This window comes from Corallococcus aberystwythensis, from assembly GCF_003612165.1.
Lineage (GTDB): Bacteria > Myxococcota > Myxococcia > Myxococcales > Myxococcaceae > Corallococcus > Corallococcus aberystwythensis.
Window position 1 is genome coordinate 1 of record NZ_RAWK01000241.1, and the last position, 15,406, is coordinate 15,406.

The following is a 15,406-nucleotide window of genomic DNA, read 5'->3' on the forward strand; positions in this document are numbered from 1 at the left end:
GACCATGAGCACGACCCAGGACCCTTCTCACCGAGGGCTCGAAGCCCTGCTGACGCCCCAGAACTCCGTGCTGGTGCTGATTGACCACCAGCCCTACCAGTTCGCCAACCTGCACAGCCATGAGCCGACCATGGTGCTCAACAACGTCGTCGGCCTGGCCAAGGCGGCCCGCGTCTACAAGGTCCCAACCATCCTCACCACCGTCATCGAGGAGCGCGGCGGCTACCTCATCAAGGGCTTGCAGGACGTGTTCCCCGAGCAGAAGCCCATTGACCGGACCTTCATCAACACCTGGGAGGACCGCCGCGTGGTGGACGCGGTGAAGAAGACGGACCGGAAGAAGCTGATCATCGCCGCGCTGTGGACGGAGATCTGTCTGGCCATGCCCGCCATCCAAGCCGCGGGCGAGGGCTACGACGTCTACGCCGTCACCGACGCCTCGGGAGGCGTCAGCCGCGAGGCGCATGACATGGCTGTGCGCCGCATGCAGATGGCGGGCGTGACGCCCATCACCTGGATGGCGGTGGTCGCCGAATGGCAGCGCGACTGGGCGCGTGAGGAGAGCGCCGCCGAGCTCGCCGGCGTGCTGGCCGAGCATGGCGGAGGCAGCGCCGTGGCCTTCGCATGGGAGCTGCAATTGCTGGCAGGCCGGACCGGCAAGGGCGCCTGAACGCGTGGGCTGCCCCGGTCCGGGGATGACTCGCCCCTGGACTGCTGACATCGTTCTCCCGGGAAGTGGCCCCGCCGAAGGGGAACCGGGAGGACGATGCCTTGGAGACGCGCGCTGAGCGGCTGAGCCCGCTGCCGGAAAACGTGGTCGACATCTCCGTCACCCGGCGCGAATGGAATGGTATCCGCGTGGACGTGAATGCCACCCGCTGTTCGGGACCGGCCGAGCATCCCCTGTGCCTGGAAAGCCATACACGCCTGAGCGCGCTGTTGGAGGAGGTCGGGTCGCCCTGCGAGCCCCGCCTGCGCGCGGGCCGGCCCTGTCCCATCGGTTACGTCCCGCGGCAGCTGAACCTCATGCCCGCGGGCATGCCGCTGTGGGGTTACAGCGCCGATTCGCGCCTGGTGCGCGATGCCGTGCTCACGTTCGACCTGACGGAACTGGGCGAGCGCCTGGGCCAGGCGCTGAGCCCCAGCGAGCTGGGGGCCCCGAGGCTGCGCTTCGCCGATGCTCGCCTCTGGACGCTGCTGCGGCTGCTCGCGGAAGTGGTGGATGACGACGACCCCTCCACCCAGCTCTACGGGGATGGACTGACCGCCGCCCTCTTCGCCGCGCTGGGGTCGCGTCGTGACGAAAGTCCCTCCACGCGCAAGGGCCTGACTCCGTGGCAGCTCCGGCGGGTGCTCGGCTTCATGGAGTCGCGCCTGCCCGAACGGGTTGAGTTGTCGGAGCTGGCCGCGCTGGTGGACCTGTCACAGGCGCACTTCAGCCGTGCCTTCAAGGCGTCCACCGGCGTGGCGCCCTACCAATGGCAGCTGCGGGCCCGCCTGGAGCGCGCGCAGGCGATGATGCTGGCCACGCCCGCATCGCTGGAGCAGGTCGCCGAAGTGACGGGCTTCGCCGATGCGGTGCACTTCGGCAAGGCCTTCCGGCGAGCCCACGGCACCACCCCCGCGAGGTGGCGCCGGGACCGCAAGCGCTAACGGCGCCGGAGGGATGCCAGGCAGCCCAATGTCACCCCGGCCATGAGCGAGGCGTAGCCCACCAGGGGCCACGCCGTGTCACCGTCGAGCAGGACGACCATCAGCGTCCCCAGGACGCCGACGATGAGGCTCTGGATGCAGAAGTAGAGCGCGACCGCTGTTCCCGCCACGGCGCCAAAGGATTGGAGCGCGCCGTTCGCGGTGACGGAGACAGCGAACACGATTCCCACCGCGACGACCCACATGGGCACGACGAACGTCCCGAAGGACGGCGCCGAGAGGAGCTGCCCGGCGGCGAGCAACACCGCGCCCAGGAGCAGCAGGAGCATGCCGCGGGCAAGGCTTCCCGACAGCCCCCAGCGGGCCACGAACCGCTTCGCGAAGCGCGTCGTCCCCATCATGGCGAGCGCGGCGGTGGCGAAGGCCAGGCTGAAGCCCAGCTCCGAGAAATCGGCCCGGCCCATGAGCACCCGGGGCGCCGTGGAGAAGAACACGAAGAAGGAGCCCATCGCCGCGCTGAAGCCCAGCGTGTACGTCCAGAACGCGGCGCTGCGCAGGATGGGCAGGAGCGCCCCGCCCTGCCGGGGCACGCCGGAGGGCCGTGTCTCAGGCCAGCGCGGCAGGGCCTGGAGCATCGCCAGCGCCGCCAGGACGCCGAGCGTGACGAAGATGGCCCGCCATCCGAACTGCTTCGCGAGCAGGGCCCCGGCGATGGGGCCCAGTGCCGGAACGCACGCGAGCATGGCGCTGAACAGGCTGTAGATGACCGCGCCTTCGGGCCGCTCCGCATAGACATCCCGGACGGTCGCGAACGTCGCGACGAGGGCCGCGGACGCGCCAATGCCTTGCAAGAGCCGGAGCCCGACGAACATCGCGGCGCCGGAGGTGCTCGCGAGCAGGAACGACGTGGCCGCGAAAACGCCCACGCCGCCCAGCAGCACCCGGCGCCGGCCGATGCGGTCCGAGACCGGGCCGAACACCAGCTGCCCCAGTCCGAGCATGGCCATGTAGAGGCTCAGCGTGAGCTGGATGATGGAGGGGGACGTGCCGAGGATTCCGGTCATGGCCGGAACCACGGGCAGGTAGATGTCCATGGCCAGCGAGGCCAGGAGGTCGAAGGGGGCCATCAGCAACAGCGCCGACGGCACGGAGAGATTCCAGGACAGCGTTTTCGGGTCAGACATGAAGGCATCCGCGCAAATGGGAAACATCTGGCGGCGATCTGCCTCTCCACGGGGACCGGGATGAGCTGGGGCAGAGGGCCGCGGCAACAAGGGACGTGTCGCCGCGGCTCACTCATCTGCGGAACTGGCATCTCCCATCGGGCGGGCTCCGGGGTGCGTCAGGTCCGGGCGGGACGAAAATGCCGGGCCCTTCCTGACAAGGACGCGGGCCCACGGCGTCAGACCGTCGGGACCGTTCCACCGTCGATCGCGTACTCACTGCCGTGGATGGACGCGGCACGCTCCGAGGCCAGGAAGGCGACGAGCTCCGCGACCTCTTCCGGCCAGGCCGGGCGTCCCAACGGAATGCCACCGAGCGCATCCATGATGCTCTGGCGCGCGGCCGCCTCGTCCGTCCCCGCGTGTTCCGAGATCCGCTTCACCAGGGCTTCGGCGGCGGTCGTGCGGATCCACCCGGGAGCAATCGAGTTGACCCGGATCCCGCGGGGTCCCAGCTCCTTGGAGAGCGCCTTGCTATACGTCGACAGCGCGGCCTTCGCGGCGGCATACGCGATGGTCGAGTCGTGGAGCGGAAGCTTCCGCTGGATGGAAGAGATGTGCAGCACCACGCCTCTTCCGCGCTCAAGCATTTGTGGAATGAGTGCGCGATCCAGCCGGACCGCCGCCAGCAGATTGAGCGAGAGCTCGTCCTGCCAGTGCTGCTCGGTGAGCATGGCGAATCCGCCCCCGGGCGCGGAGGAGCCTCCCAGGTTGTGAACCAGGATGTCGATGCCTCCGGCCTTGTCCTGGACCTGCCGCATCACCGTGTCCACGCCTTCCGGAGTACCGAGATCCGCCTGCACGAAGAGACCGGGAACCGGCTCGCGCTCGGAAGGCGCGGTGCGAGCGACCGCGATTGTCACCGCGCCCGCCGCGCTGAGCCGGCGGACGATGGCCTGCCCCGCCCCCTTGGTTCCCCCCGTCACGAGCACGCGCTTGTCCGCGAACTCGCGGGGATCAATGGGAAAGCGAGGGGCTGCCGTGGTCGACATGGGTTTCTCCTATCGGGGGACGCGGATAGGAATGTCGCTAGACTCGCGCGATGACAAGAGCGCACGAAGAAGTGGGGGACTCACCGGCGGGTAAGTATGAGGAGCCCACGACTCCCGAGGCGGCCGCGGCGCGGGTCGAGGAGGTCCTCGGACTGCTCGAAGGCCGCTGGAAGCTCGTGATCCTCTTCCAACTCTTCGGGGGCCGGGTGGTGCGCTTCTCGGAGTTCGAGCGCGCCATTCCTGGCATCTCCCAGAAGATGCTCGCCCAGCAACTGAGGCAGCTGGAACGGGATGGGTTGGTGCGCAGGGTCGTGTACGCGGAGGTCCCGCCGCGTGTCGAATATCAACTCACCCCGTGGGGGCAGTCCCTGTGCCCGGTGCTGGATGGACTGCTCCGATGGGCCGCGACGCGTGAAACCTCCTGAAGGTCAGTTTCCCGGCGCGCGGTACGCCGGGAAGAACCCCTTGTCGCCGCGGCCTTCCGACAGGCGGGCGTACACCGTGGGCTCGCAGATCACCTCGTGGGTGTGGAGATGGGAGCTTGCGTTGGAGAAGCTCCGCTTGAACTGCTCCAGGCCGTCGCCCGGCTTGACGCCTCCGCCCAGGTGGAACGGCAGCCCCAGCTGCGTGCCCAGCTCCACCAGCGCCCCGAAGACGGTGTTCTTGGCCGGCGAGCGCGCCAGGTCCGCATCCGCCGTCCCGCCCAGGTAGTAGTGCAGCACGCCGTCGCTGGTGACCCCCACCCCTGAGGAGGCGATGTGGCCGTCCGGGGCACGGGTCGTCGCGAGCCAGGCCACCGGGGAGGAGAACAGCTCCTCGAAGTACGCATCGGAGAAGAAGTACCGGGACTGGGCCCCGTCGCGGACCATGGTCTGCCGGTAGACGTCCTTGAAGCCCTCGCGCTCCTCGTGCGAGGCCTCGCGCATCGGAACGCAGGTGCTCACGAAGCCCAGCCGGGTGTTGCGCCGCATCTGCCGGCGGGCCTCCGCCTGGAATTCAATGGGCAGCCGCGGGTCGATGAAGAACACCGCGTTGCGCTCCGTCCCGCCCGCGAAACACTGGGGCCCCACGACGCGGTCCCGCACGAAGAGGCTGACGAGCCCGGTGTCCGTCCAATCCACCGCGTCCTTTGGCACGTCGTTCAATCCATCCAGCCGCCCGCCGGGATAACCGTAGGGAGAAATCGCATCGTGGTACGGCGTCCCGTCGATGGGCCGCACGATGAGCGGCACCCGCAGCGCGCGTCCCGCTCCGTCCTCGATGACCAGCGTATGCGTCGCGCCCTCGGCCCGCAGGTGGTGCGCGGAGCGGAAGTAGTCCTCCGACAGGGCGGACATCCCCTCGTCAGGAATCAGGACGGCACGACAGGGCTTCAGGCTCGGGGACGTGAGCCTCGCGGCTTCGGTGTGGTTCATCATCATTCGAGCGCATCCTTTCAACGAGCAACGCCAGACCCGCCGTCTCCTGCGCTCACGCCGAGCACACGGAGGTTCTCATGCGATGTGGGGTGGGACCGCCGTCCGGGCCTGGGCCTTGCGCCGCCACTGCCGGTAGCCGCGCAGCGCGGGCTGTTCGACGCGGTAGGTGATGACGATGGCCAGCAGGAACCCAAGCGCCAACGCGACCGCAATGGCTGCCTCGGGGCGCCACCCCGCGGCCTCGAGCCGCCGGATGAGCACGTAACCGATGTTCTGGTGCACCAGGTAGAACGGGTAGGAGATGAACCCCATGAAGAGCAGCGGGCGCCAGGAGAGCCAGCGCAGCCAGCCCCGGGACAGCGCCTGGGAGATGCCCAGCACGACCAGGAACACGGGGGCGGGAGCCTCGCTCCCCACGAGCACCTCGTGAGCGAAGCTGACGGCCACCAGCACCAGCGCGGAAGGCACGGAGACCTCGCCGCGGCTCTGCTTGTAGGCCAGCACGCCCAGCGCGAAGTACTGCAGGTGCGGCCGGCTCGCGAGCCGCGCGAGGAAGGTCATTCCCAGGGCCTGCGCGGCCAGCTCGGCCGCGGTCTGCAGCACGACGAGCACGATGAAGATGGAGATGACCTTGGGGAGCGTTCGCGTGGACGCGAGCAGGAACATCAGCAGGTAGAAGGACAGCTCGATGGTCAGCGTCCAGTACACGGTGTCCACATGGGGGACGCGTAGCAGCTCGTGAAACATGGTCAGGTTGACCAGGGCCGTCTGGAGGCTGAACTCACGCTCCGGCAGCCCGAACAGCGTCACCACCGTGAAGGTGAGCGCGACGGCCGTCCAATAGGACGGATAGAGCCGGGCCGCGCGGCTCCACACGAAGTCCCGGGCCCGCTCGATGCGCTCCAGCGACATCAGGATGACGAAGCCGCTGATGGCGAAGAAGAGCTGGACCCCATACTTCCCGAAGCGCATCTCCCACAGGGGGACGGAGTGTCCGTAGAGGTCGCTGTATTCAGCCGTGAAGTGATACAGCGCGACCGCCAGCGCGGCGAAGCCCCGGAGTGCGTCCAGCTCCACCAGACGCGGCGGGTTCGAACCCGAGACGGCAGGAATGCTTGTCATCCGGGCTCACCCTTCCTGGACCTCTCCGATCACTCCCCGGAGCGGGTCGAACGGTAGGTGTCGCGCCGTGTTCTCACCATGCCCCCCCCAGTCGCGGGCATGTGTCACGCCGTCCGCACCTGCCGGCCCTCGCGTCGCAGGCCCCACGGCTGTGTTTCAAGTCCGGGGCGCGCGGTAGGCTGGGAAGAAATCGCCGCTGGCACGGCCTTGTGACAGGTGGGCATACACCGCCGGCTCGCAGATCAGCTCATGGGTGTGGAGGCGTGAGCTCCCGTTCGCCAGGCTCCGCTTGAATTGCTCCAGGCTGTCACCCGGCCGGACGCCGCCCCCCAGATGCAGCGGAACCCCGAGCCGCGTGCAGAGTTCGACCAGCGTCCCAAAGACATTCTTCGCCGGTGAGCGCGACAGGTGCGCATCCGCGGTGCCGCCCAGGTAGTAGTGCAGCATGCCGTCGCTGCTGACACACAGCGCGGCGGAGGCCACGCCACCCTCCGGCGCATGCGTCGTCACCAGCCAGGCGCTGGGCGAAGCGAACAGCTGCTCGAAGTACGCGTCCGAGAAGAAGTACCGGGGGCTGGCCCCTTCGCGGACCATGGTCTGCAGGTAGGCCGCCTGGAAGCCCTCCCGCACCTCGAGGGGCACCTCGCGCGCCTCATGCGCGGTGCTCACGAAGCCCAGCCGGAGGTTGCGCCGGATGTGCCGGTAATGCATCTCCCGGAACTCGACCGGCAGGCGCGGGTCGATGAGGAAGACCTCATTGCGCTCCGTCCCGCCCGCGAAGCAGCGGGGGCCCGCGACGCGGTCGCGAACGAAGATGCTGACCAGCCCCGTGTCCGTCCAGTCCACCGCCTCCTTCGCCACCTCCCGGAGCCCGTCCAGCGCGCCCCCGGGAAACCCATACGGAGAGATGGCGTCACGGTAGGGTGTTCCCTCGATGGGCCGCACGATGAGCGGCACGCGCTGCGCGTGTCCCTCGCCGTCCTCGATGACCAGCGTATGCGTCACCTGTTCGGCCCGCAGATGGTGCGCGGAACGGAAGTAGTCCTCCGACAGCGCCAGCGCCCCTTGATCAGGGACGAGCACGGCCCTTGTTCGCAACATCCGCATGTCTGCGCCCCCCCGGTCCTGCTCACGTCCACGACGGCCTTGAAAACCGAGCCAGTTGGCGACTCGGATGGATTCCCGATGCGGGAACCAGTCTTCCGTGAAAGTCGTCATTTCCGTGTTTCATTATATTTCTGGCGTTCCCGTTGCAGGGTAGCCGCCTGGGCTTTTTGATGAACCCGGCCTCCGGGACACCCCAGCTGTTGGAATCCTGGCGCCAGGGCCCGCGGTCTCGCCCCGGCGTCGCGGGGTCCGCGTAGGACGGCGGACATCGCGCGCCGCGCCTGCTGGTACGCTCGGCGGTCCCTCCCCTGGAAATCCGAGCCGATGAAGCGCGCCCTCCTCGTCCTGCTGGCCCTCGCCCTGCTTTTCGTTAGCGCCCTCGTCGTCCGCACGCTGCGCTTCGATTCCCGGCAGGTGGCCGCCGAGCCCGCCGAGCCCTTCCCGGTGGATGCCGCCAAGGCCGCGGGCCGGCTCGCCAAGGCGCTGCGCCACCGCACCATCGCCGCCTCCGACGGCATGGGCACGGAGGACGCCGCCTTCCAGGCACTGCAAGAACAGTTCGTCGCCGCGTTTCCCCGCGTGCACGCGGAGCTCGCGCATGAGGCCGTGGGCGCGCACGCACACCTCTACACGTGGAAGGGTTCGGAGCCCGGGCTGAAGCCCGTGCTGCTGATGGGCCACCTGGACGTGGTGCCCGTGGAGGCGGAGGCCACCTGGAGCCACCCGCCCTTCGGCGGCGTCGTGGCGGACGGCTACATCCACGGGCGCGGGACGCTGGACGACAAGGGCAGCGTGCTCGCCATCCTGGAGGCCGTGGAGGGGCTGCTCGCCCAGGGCTACCGCCCCCGCCGCACGGTGATGCTCGCCCTGGGCGCGGACGAGGAGGTGGGTGGACGCGACGGTGCCGCCCGCGTGGCCGCGCTGCTGCGTGAGCGGGGCGTGCGCCTGGAGTCGGTGCTGGACGAGGGAGGCCCCATTGGCGTCGGGCTCGTGCCCGGCGTGGCCGCGCCGGTGGCGCTGGTGGGCGTGGCGGAGAAGGGCTCGGCGCGCGTGGAGCTGGTGGTGCGGAGCGCGGGCGGACACGCGTCCATGCCCCCGCGGCAGACGGCCGCGAACACCCTCGCGCGGGCGCTGGTGGCCCTGGAGGAGCACCCCTTCAAGCCCGAGCTGCGCGGCGGGACGCGGGCGCTGTTCGAGTACGTGGGGCCGGAGATGGGCTTCGGCATGCGCCTGCTCTTCGCCAACACCTGGCTGTTCTCCCCCGTCATCGAGCGGCAGATGGCCGCATCCCCCTCCACGAACGCCACCCTCCGCACCACCTTCGCGGCCACGATGCTGGAGGGCAGCCCCAAGCCCAACGTGCTGCCCTCGCAGGCGCGCGCGGTGCTCAACGTCCGCATCCTGCCGGGCGACAGCCTGGAGGATGTGCGCACCCACGTGCGCAAGGTGGTGGATGACACACGCGTGGAGCTGTCCGCCGAGGGCGACGAGGCCTCGCCGGTGTCACGCCTGGACACGGAGGGCTGGCGGCAGTTGCAGCGCAGCATCCGGCAGGTGTTCCCGGACGTGCTGGTGGCGCCCTTCCTCACCGTGGCGGCCACCGACGCGCGCTACTTCCATCCCCTGAGCGACAGCGTGTACCGCTTCGTGCCGGTGCGGATGAACCGCGAGGACCTCACGCGGATGCACGGCCGGGACGAGCGGCTCTCCATCGAGGAGCACGCCGCCGCCATCCGCTTCTACGCGCAGTACCTGCGCAACACGACGCGCTAGCAGGGAGCCCCCCACTACGCCGCGACAGCCTCCAGCAAGTCATCCAGACGGGTGAGGACGAGTGTGGGCGCGCGCGAGCGCAGCAGCGCCTCCGTCGCGTAGCCCCACGTCACCGCGGCGGTAGGGATGCCCTCCGCCGCCGCGGCCTCGATGTCGCGCACCTCGTCGCCCACGGAGAGGGCCTCGGTGGGCTGCACGCCAGCGGCCTTCAGCACCTTCCGGAACTTCGAGCGCTTGCCGAAGATGCCCGCGCCGCAGGCGTAGTGGCGGATGCGCGCGGACGCCACCGGCCCGAGCACCCGCCGCACGTTCTCCTCCGCGTTGGAGCTCACCACGGCGAGCGTGATGCCCCGCGCCTCCAGCTGTTCGAGCATCGCCTCCACGCCCGGGAAGAGCGGGATGCGGTGCACGTCACGCGCGACGAGCTTGCGCATGTGCGCGGCGATGAAGGGCATCTTCCACATGGGCACGCCGAGCCGCGCGATGATGGCCCGGTTGTCCTGCCCGCGCAGGGCCTCCAGCTCCTCTTCGCTGACGCTGCGAAAGCCGTAGCGGCGGGCCACGTCGTTGAAGATGCCGCGCATCCAGTCCGCGCTGTTCGCGAGCGTCCCGTCGAAGTCGAAGATGATCAGCCGGTATCCCATGGTCGCCCTCCCGCCTCCGGTCTCAGTTCAGCGTCCCGCAGTCGGCGATGCGCTGGACCCGGAGCGCCGCCAACCGCGCCAGCGGGGCCGCCGCCTCTGGACCTTCTAGCAGGGCCACCGCGCGGGCAACGGCATCCAGGGTGGACATGCCCGCGGGGTGCGAGGTTTCACGGAGCCGGAGCAGGCCGGGCTCCGGCGGAGGCAACACCAGCCGGGGAAGCGCCCTGAGCTCAGGAAGCCGCTGGGTCATCCGCCGTGCCTGCGACCAGTTCGCGTCCAGCACCACCACCTGCCTGGGCGCGGGGGCATCCGGTGGCGCGGTGGGGCCGTCCGGGAAGAGCAGCCAGGTGCCCGGCTCGGAGAGCACTTCCATGTCGAGCGCCCCGGCCCGCGCGCCATGGATGAGCAGCTTCGCGTTCGCGAGGGCGAGCGCGGCCACGCCGCCGGTGTTGCTGCGCTTCGACACCTCCATCACGTGCTGGAGGAAGAGGAACCGGGTGCGGGTCTCCACCCGGGGAACCTCCGCGCACAGACACAGGTGCTTCGCCAGGTTGCAACGCGAACAGCGAGGGGGACGGTCAGCGCGGGGAGGCATCCTCCCGTCATCCTGGGCGGGTCCCCGCGTGAAGAAAAGCGCTCGTTGCCGGGGTGGCAGGCCGTGGCTCGCGCCTTGGCCTGCCCTCCCCCCTGTTACCGCTGCCCCGAGGTGTAGTTGACCGGGATCCACCGGTAGCCCTTGCCGTCCGTGGCGAGCCGGCCCAGGCCGGGGAAGGACATGTGGTCCATCCCCACCAGGTCGCCACGCGCCGCGATCTCCGCGAACACCCGCGCGCGCTGGGCCGCGGCCGCACGGGAATCAACGTCGTAGGAAACCGTCACCGCGGGCTCGCGCAGCTGCACCGAGCCGAAGTGCATGAGGTCCCCGCCCAGGAACAGCCGCTGCCCCTGGCTCTCCACGACGTAGATGCTGTGCCCGGGGGTGTGTCCCGGCGTCGGCACCGCTCGGATGCCCGGCACGAGGAACTCCCTGTCTCCGAACGGCTTCAGCTTCCCCGCGTCCTGATACGGCCCCACCATCGCCCGGGCCTCCTCGAAGTACTGCTTCGGCACCTCCCCCTTCGCCATGTTCTCCGGGCTGAGCCAGAAGTCCGCCTCCCGGGCGTGCACCCGGAGGATGGCGTTGGGGAATGCGCGGCGCGTGCCCGTCATGAGGCCTCCGGAGTGGTCGGAGTGGATGTGCGTGAGGAGCACCACGTCCACCTGCTCGGGCTGATAGCCCGCGGCGCGGAGGCTGTGCTGGAGCCGGCCGCCGACGTCCGGACCGAAGAGGCTGCCCACGCCCGTGTCCACGAGCACGAGCGACGTGCCGGTGTTGATGAGAAAGGCGTTGATGGACGTCTCTACCGGGTCCTGGAGGTAGTCGCGCGCCAGCAGGGCCGTCACCCGCTCCGGCGTCGTGTTCGTCGCGATCTCGCGAATGGTCTGGGGCACGGTGCCGTCGGAGAGCGCGGTGACCTCGAAGTCGCCGAGCTTCATCCGGTAGAAGCCGGGGGCCTGGGGGCGCACCTGGGGCGCCGCCGCGTGGACGGTGGACGGCAGGAGTGGCGCGACGGCCAGCCCTCCCAGCGCGAGGACGCGAGCGAGGGAAAGAGAGACAACACCACTGCGGAAGAGAGGTCTTTTCATGCGCGAGGAGATAGCGGCCGGCAGGCCCTGCGATAAACAGGCGCACGGCACACACTCCGTTTCACCGCTGAAACAATGAGGTGGAAGATGGACAGGTTCGCGGCGATGGAGGCCTTCGTCCGCGTGGTGGAGAGCGGCACCTTCACCAAGGCGGCCGATGCGCTGGGGCGCCCGAAGACCGCGGTGACCCGGCTCATCCAACAACTGGAGGCGCAGCTGCGGGTGAAGCTGCTGCACCGCACCACGCGCCGCGTGACAGTCACGCCGGAGGGCATGACCTACTACCAGCAGGCGTTGCGGCTGCTGGGGGAGGTGCGGGAACTCGAGTCCACGCTGACGCAGACCCGGCGAGGCCCCAGGGGACGCCTGCGGGTGGAGTCGAGTGGGACCATCTCCCGGCTGCTGCTCATCCCCGCCCTGCCGTCTTTCTGCGCGCGCTATCCGCAGCTGCAGATCGAGCTGGGGGTGAGTGACCGCGTCGTGGACCTCCTGTCGGACAACGTCGACTGCGCCATCCGGGGAGGTGGCGTGAAGGATGAATCCCTGGTCGCGAAGCACCTGGGCGACCTGGACTATTGGGTCTGCGCGGCGCCGCGGTACCTGGAGCGCCACGGCACGCCGCACCACCCGTTGGAGCTGGCCGGCGCGTCGCATGCGATGGTGAGCTACTTCGCGTCGCCGAGCGGCAAGCCGCTCCCCTTCACCTTCCAGCGCGGCGAGGAGCGGCTCCAGGTCCAGGGCCGCAGCCAGCTGCTGCTCAACGAGACCAACGCGTACCTGGGCGCCGGGCTCGCGGGCCTGGGCGTCATGGTGGCCCCGCGTTTCGTGGTGGAGCCCTACCTGGCCACGGGCGAGCTGGTGCCCGTGCTGGAGGGATGGCGCCCCGAAGCCCGCCCCATCTTCCTGGTCTACCCACCCGCGAGGCAGCGGGATGCCGGCCTGCGCGTGTTCATCGACTGGGTGCTGGAGCTGTGCGCGAGCCGGACGAACGTCTGGCGGCGTGACGGACAGCCGTGACCGCCTCACGTCGCCCCGACGGTGGGGTTGCGTCCACATCGCGAGCACGGGAGCCTCCCGGGATGACCTCTCATCGCTCCGTCGCGGCAGGCCTCATCCTGGGAGTGTCGGGATGTGCCGGCGTCCCGCAGGCGCCTCCTGCCACCACGGCCACCGTTCGCTTCAGCACCCAGGTGCATTTGAGGGACTGCGACATCGTGGCCACGGCGCGTCCCCTGGCGGATGCCCAGGCGGTGGACTGCGGTGTCTCCCGGAGCAGCGAGGAGCGGCTGAAGGCGCGGTCCTGCGTGGAGGCGGCGGAGGCGGCTGGCAAACCCTTCATCGCCATCTTCCACCTGCCTGGCATTGACTCCGCCATCTCCCAGGCCCTGATCCGCTCCGCCACGGGAGAGCGGTTCCAGCTCTGGTACGACAGCGATCCGGGTGGAGGCAACGGCCGCTACCGGTCATACATCAGCCGCAAGGCCTGCGAGCGCTTCGCGCCCGATGCGAATGACGAGGCGGCCCTGCGCTGCGAATCACAGACGGACGCGTTCGGAACAATCGTCTGCCGCGGCACGGAGTACTCCCTGGGTCCCCCTCAATCCGCGGCCGGCCTGGTGTGCATGCGCGATGACCGTTACATCCCCGGCATCTACTTCTGCGACCGGCCCCAGGAATCGAAGGCCCCCATCGACGCGGACTTCAAGCCCGTGCCGCCAGGGACTTCCCTCGCCTGCATCGTGGAGTCGGAGAGCTCCTTCCATTGCGCCTCCTCGCCACGGATGGGCGGCATCCTCGGCCTCCGCTGGCAACAGGACCCGCCCCCGGAGGCGTCTCCGAAGGGCGGTCCCTGACCGCGTCTGAGCTCATTGGCCCGTCAGGCCTTGGCGCCCTTCGGGGCCTCGTGCTCGTCGCGGCCGTGCGCGGTGGCCACGGGGCTGGTCGCCTCCACGGCGGAGAAGGTCTCCAGGATCTTGTACGTGTGGCTGGCGCCGCGCGGCACGAGCCAGGAATCCCCCGGGTTGAGCAGGAGGGTCTGCCCCTCCAGGTGCAGCTCCGCGCGGCCCTTGAGCACGAAGCCCACGGTCTCGTAGTCGCGGGTGCTGGCGGGCTTGGCCTCGGCGGGCGGCTCGTCCTCCCACATCCGCATGGCCACACGGACGCCGGATGCGAGGTACTTCTGGCCCATCTCCCCCTTGGGGGAATGGCGGCTCTCGACCTTCTTCACGCTGGTGTCGCCCATGTTCGCCTCTCCTTGGGGGGCGGCATGCGGTGCCGCGCTCCTCCTGGGAGAAGGTAGGGAAGGCCCCGGCCCATGGCGGAACGCGTCGCGACGGCCGCCCGCCTGCCCTGCGTCCGAAAAGACGAAAGCCCAGCCTCCCTGGGGGAGACTGGGCTTCGAGGACTCACCACTGGGGGTGAGTCGAAGGTTCGGCTAGCTCAGGCTGCGCGAACGTTCTGCGCCTGCAGGCCCTTCGGGCCCTTGGTGACTTCGAACTCCACCTTCTGGCCTTCAGCCAGGGTGCGGAAGCCATCCATGTTGATCGCAGTGTGATGGCAGAAAACGTCCTCGCCATTGTCCTGCGCAATGAAGCCGAAACCCTTCGCGTCGTTGAACCACTTCACGGTACCGAATGCCATTGTGAGTCTCTTCTCTTTCTCTGCTCTGAACAGGTGACAGGCTCGCGCCTTCCACCGGTGCCGGAACGAACACCGCCCCGCCACGCCGGGCACTCTACCCACTTCCTGCGGGAACACCACTCCTGAGGGTGGAATCTCGCCGGAAGCCGTCCTTCACCCGACACAGCGGGTGTAGTCGAGGCCCGGCATAAGAACCTCCGGTGCCCCCCAGGGCATTCCCGAGGACTTTCCGGGGGCCTTCACATTTCTTCACCGCCCCCGGGCGTGGGCTTCACACCCGCCTTCTACCTTGAGCTCCGTCAGAAACGACACGGGCCCGCCTGGTCGGCGCCCGGCCTGCTTCCTGGAGCCAAGCACATGTTCGGATTCCTCTTCGGTACCGCCTGCCTCGCCGGTCTCTTCGCCACCCTGCGCCGGGGGCGCTACGGCTACGGCCACCATCATCATGGCCGTGGGGGCCGCTGGAGCACGCGCCCCCGGCTGCGCTGGCTCTTCGAGCGGCTGGAGACGTCGCCCGGCCAGGAGAAGGTCCTCGTGAAGGCCGTGGAGAGCGTGCGCGAGGCCTTCGCGAAGGTGAAGGACCAGTGGGGCCCCAGCCGCACGTCGCTCGCGGGCTCGCTGCGCGGGGAGCACTTCGACGGCGCCATGCTGCGCGAGCTGTTCAGCCGCCACGACGTGGCGCTGGAGACGCTGCGCAACGCCGTGCAGGACGCCCTGTCCCAGGTGCACGAGGCGCTGGAGCCCAACCAGCGCCGCGAGCTCGCGGACATCATCGAGCACGGCTGGGGCCACGGCTGGCGCGGCGAGGGGCACGGCTGGCACGGCCGCCGCTGCGGCGGGTACGGCCGCTGGGGTGGCCGCCCCCACAACGATGACGGCCCCGCGTCCTTCGTCTGAAAAGCGCCCTGCCCTCTTCCCTGGAGATTGCCCATGAGACACCGTCTGCTCGTCGTCCTCCTCGCCGCGGGTGCCATCGGAGGCTACGCCTCCGGCTTCGCGAGCCTCGCCCGCCACCACCGCTCCGCCTGCCACCGGGGTGACTGGGGCGGCCCCACCTACCGCAACGGGATGCCGCCGTACTGGGACTGGCACGCGCGGCAGCCCCAGGGCACCTCCGGCCCCGCCGACGCACACGGAGCGCGTTAGGA

General features: G+C 69.6%; 18 protein-coding genes. 8 read left to right on the forward strand and 10 right to left on the reverse strand.

Going from position 1 to position 15,406, the window contains the following annotated elements; genetic code table 11:
• The first annotated feature begins 4 nt into the window (after positions 1-4).
• Together D7W81_RS31360 and D7W81_RS31365 are read left to right on the forward strand one after the other, a co-directional pair.
• Complete coding sequence (locus D7W81_RS31360; protein WP_120559094.1) at positions 5-670, forward strand: hydrolase; 666 nt, start codon at positions 5-7, stop codon at positions 668-670.
• 101 nt (positions 671-771) lie between these two features.
• Positions 772-1,653 carry an AraC family transcriptional regulator gene (locus tag D7W81_RS31365; RefSeq protein ID WP_120559095.1) on the forward strand — a complete coding sequence of 294 codons (882 nt, stop codon included), beginning with the start codon at positions 772-774 and terminating at the stop codon, positions 1,651-1,653.
• Here the strand turns inward: D7W81_RS31365 and cml are convergent.
• Together cml and D7W81_RS31375 are read right to left on the reverse strand one after the other, a co-directional pair.
• Positions 1,650-2,837 carry a CmlA/FloR family chloramphenicol efflux MFS transporter gene (gene cml / locus D7W81_RS31370; protein ID WP_208721533.1) on the reverse strand — a complete coding sequence of 396 codons (1,188 nt, stop codon included), beginning with the start codon at positions 2,835-2,837 and terminating at the stop codon, positions 1,650-1,652. The genes D7W81_RS31365 and cml overlap by 4 nt on opposite strands.
• Before the next feature lie 218 nt (positions 2,838-3,055).
• The gene (locus D7W81_RS31375) at positions 3,056-3,868 is read right to left on the reverse strand and encodes an SDR family oxidoreductase (protein WP_120559081.1); all 813 of its coding nucleotides are present in this window, start codon (positions 3,866-3,868) and stop codon (positions 3,056-3,058) included.
• 50 nt (positions 3,869-3,918) lie between these two features.
• Here D7W81_RS31375 and D7W81_RS31380 point away from each other — a divergent pair, with 50 nt between their 5' ends.
• Positions 3,919-4,293, forward strand: a complete 375-nt coding sequence (locus D7W81_RS31380) for a winged helix-turn-helix transcriptional regulator (RefSeq protein ID WP_120559082.1) — start codon at positions 3,919-3,921, stop codon at positions 4,291-4,293.
• Positions 4,294-4,296: 3 nt separating this feature from the next.
• On the opposite strand, the gene D7W81_RS31385 is transcribed toward D7W81_RS31380, so the two are convergent.
• The 3 genes from D7W81_RS31385 to D7W81_RS31395 all read right to left on the reverse strand — a co-directional run bounded on the left by D7W81_RS31385 (position 4,297) and on the right by D7W81_RS31395 (position 7,515).
• Complete coding sequence (locus tag D7W81_RS31385; RefSeq protein ID WP_244227551.1) at positions 4,297-5,289, reverse strand: GNAT family N-acetyltransferase; 993 nt, start codon at positions 5,287-5,289, stop codon at positions 4,297-4,299.
• A gap of 72 nt (positions 5,290-5,361) precedes the next feature.
• Complete coding sequence (locus tag D7W81_RS31390) at positions 5,362-6,408, reverse strand: acyltransferase family protein (protein ID WP_120559083.1); 1,047 nt, start codon at positions 6,406-6,408, stop codon at positions 5,362-5,364.
• Between the two features lie 156 nt (positions 6,409-6,564).
• Positions 6,565-7,515, reverse strand: a complete 951-nt coding sequence (locus tag D7W81_RS31395; protein ID WP_120559084.1) for a GNAT family N-acetyltransferase — start codon at positions 7,513-7,515, stop codon at positions 6,565-6,567.
• A gap of 324 nt (positions 7,516-7,839) precedes the next feature.
• Here D7W81_RS31395 and D7W81_RS31400 point away from each other — a divergent pair, with 324 nt between their 5' ends.
• Positions 7,840-9,288, forward strand: coding sequence for a M20 family peptidase (locus D7W81_RS31400; RefSeq protein ID WP_120559085.1), 1,449 nt, complete (start codon positions 7,840-7,842; stop codon positions 9,286-9,288).
• Positions 9,289-9,302: 14 nt separating this feature from the next.
• Here the strand turns inward: D7W81_RS31400 and D7W81_RS31405 are convergent, their stop codons facing one another.
• The 3 genes from D7W81_RS31405 to D7W81_RS31415 form a co-directional block, all read right to left on the reverse strand.
• On the reverse strand, positions 9,303-9,932 hold the full coding sequence (locus D7W81_RS31405; protein ID WP_120559086.1) for an HAD hydrolase-like protein: 630 nt from the start codon (positions 9,930-9,932) through the stop codon (positions 9,303-9,305).
• 22 nt (positions 9,933-9,954) lie between these two features.
• Positions 9,955-10,527, reverse strand: a complete 573-nt coding sequence (locus D7W81_RS31410; RefSeq protein WP_120559087.1) for a tRNA-uridine aminocarboxypropyltransferase — start codon at positions 10,525-10,527, stop codon at positions 9,955-9,957.
• A gap of 95 nt (positions 10,528-10,622) precedes the next feature.
• On the reverse strand, positions 10,623-11,618 hold the full coding sequence (locus tag D7W81_RS31415; protein WP_120559088.1) for an MBL fold metallo-hydrolase: 996 nt from the start codon (positions 11,616-11,618) through the stop codon (positions 10,623-10,625).
• 87 nt (positions 11,619-11,705) lie between these two features.
• On the opposite strand from D7W81_RS31415, the gene D7W81_RS31420 reads away from it, so the two are divergent.
• Together D7W81_RS31420 and D7W81_RS31425 are read left to right on the forward strand one after the other, a co-directional pair.
• Positions 11,706-12,635, forward strand: a complete 930-nt coding sequence (locus D7W81_RS31420) for a LysR family transcriptional regulator (RefSeq protein ID WP_120559089.1) — start codon at positions 11,706-11,708, stop codon at positions 12,633-12,635.
• Between the two features lie 62 nt (positions 12,636-12,697).
• Positions 12,698-13,471, forward strand: a complete 774-nt coding sequence (locus D7W81_RS31425) for a hypothetical protein (RefSeq protein ID WP_147445686.1) — start codon at positions 12,698-12,700, stop codon at positions 13,469-13,471.
• A 23-nt stretch (positions 13,472-13,494) separates the two neighbouring features.
• Here D7W81_RS31425 and D7W81_RS31430 read toward each other — a convergent pair whose 3' ends face one another.
• Both D7W81_RS31430 and D7W81_RS31435 read right to left on the reverse strand, forming a co-directional pair.
• Positions 13,495-13,860 (reverse strand): cupin domain-containing protein, encoded by a 366-nt coding sequence (locus tag D7W81_RS31430; RefSeq protein ID WP_120559091.1) that lies wholly within the window; start codon positions 13,858-13,860, stop codon positions 13,495-13,497.
• 197 nt (positions 13,861-14,057) lie between these two features.
• A complete protein-coding gene (locus D7W81_RS31435) occupies positions 14,058-14,258 on the reverse strand; it encodes a cold-shock protein (RefSeq protein WP_120529680.1) in 201 nt (66 codons plus the stop codon).
• Positions 14,259-14,615: 357 nt separating this feature from the next.
• Here D7W81_RS31435 and D7W81_RS31440 point away from each other — a divergent pair, with 357 nt between their 5' ends.
• Positions 14,616-15,155: a periplasmic heavy metal sensor gene (locus D7W81_RS31440; RefSeq protein WP_120559092.1), complete on the forward strand. Its 540-nt coding sequence runs from the start codon at positions 14,616-14,618 to the stop codon at positions 15,153-15,155.
• Positions 15,156-15,188: 33 nt separating this feature from the next.
• Complete coding sequence (locus D7W81_RS31445) at positions 15,189-15,404, forward strand: hypothetical protein (protein ID WP_120559093.1); 216 nt, start codon at positions 15,189-15,191, stop codon at positions 15,402-15,404.
• The last annotated feature ends 2 nt before the right edge of the window (positions 15,405-15,406 follow it).

What these genes read in the sequence shown, in the direction of transcription:
- D7W81_RS31360 (WP_120559094.1), top strand. Translation starts at nt 5, where the DNA reads ATGAGCACGACCCAGGACCCTTCTCACCGAGGGCTCGAAGCCCTGCTG.
- D7W81_RS31410 (WP_120559087.1), bottom strand. Translation starts at nt 10,527, where the DNA reads ATGCCTCCCCGCGCTGACCGTCCCCCTCGCTGTTCGCGTTGCAACCTG.
- D7W81_RS31400 (WP_120559085.1), top strand. Translation starts at nt 7,840, where the DNA reads ATGAAGCGCGCCCTCCTCGTCCTGCTGGCCCTCGCCCTGCTTTTCGTT.
- D7W81_RS31435 (WP_120529680.1), bottom strand. Translation starts at nt 14,258, where the DNA reads ATGGCATTCGGTACCGTGAAGTGGTTCAACGACGCGAAGGGTTTCGGC.
- D7W81_RS31390 (WP_120559083.1), bottom strand. Translation starts at nt 6,408, where the DNA reads ATGACAAGCATTCCTGCCGTCTCGGGTTCGAACCCGCCGCGTCTGGTG.
- D7W81_RS31380 (WP_120559082.1), top strand. Translation starts at nt 3,919, where the DNA reads ATGACAAGAGCGCACGAAGAAGTGGGGGACTCACCGGCGGGTAAGTAT.
- cml (WP_208721533.1), bottom strand. Translation starts at nt 2,837, where the DNA reads ATGTCTGACCCGAAAACGCTGTCCTGGAATCTCTCCGTGCCGTCGGCG.
- D7W81_RS31375 (WP_120559081.1), bottom strand. Translation starts at nt 3,868, where the DNA reads ATGTCGACCACGGCAGCCCCTCGCTTTCCCATTGATCCCCGCGAGTTC.
- D7W81_RS31420 (WP_120559089.1), top strand. Translation starts at nt 11,706, where the DNA reads ATGGACAGGTTCGCGGCGATGGAGGCCTTCGTCCGCGTGGTGGAGAGC.
- D7W81_RS31425 (WP_147445686.1), top strand. Translation starts at nt 12,698, where the DNA reads ATGACCTCTCATCGCTCCGTCGCGGCAGGCCTCATCCTGGGAGTGTCG.
- D7W81_RS31405 (WP_120559086.1), bottom strand. Translation starts at nt 9,932, where the DNA reads ATGGGATACCGGCTGATCATCTTCGACTTCGACGGGACGCTCGCGAAC.
- D7W81_RS31430 (WP_120559091.1), bottom strand. Translation starts at nt 13,860, where the DNA reads ATGGGCGACACCAGCGTGAAGAAGGTCGAGAGCCGCCATTCCCCCAAG.
- D7W81_RS31395 (WP_120559084.1), bottom strand. Translation starts at nt 7,515, where the DNA reads ATGCGGATGTTGCGAACAAGGGCCGTGCTCGTCCCTGATCAAGGGGCG.
- D7W81_RS31445 (WP_120559093.1), top strand. Translation starts at nt 15,189, where the DNA reads ATGAGACACCGTCTGCTCGTCGTCCTCCTCGCCGCGGGTGCCATCGGA.
- D7W81_RS31440 (WP_120559092.1), top strand. Translation starts at nt 14,616, where the DNA reads ATGTTCGGATTCCTCTTCGGTACCGCCTGCCTCGCCGGTCTCTTCGCC.
- D7W81_RS31385 (WP_244227551.1), bottom strand. Translation starts at nt 5,289, where the DNA reads ATGATGATGAACCACACCGAAGCCGCGAGGCTCACGTCCCCGAGCCTG.
- D7W81_RS31415 (WP_120559088.1), bottom strand. Translation starts at nt 11,618, where the DNA reads ATGAAAAGACCTCTCTTCCGCAGTGGTGTTGTCTCTCTTTCCCTCGCT.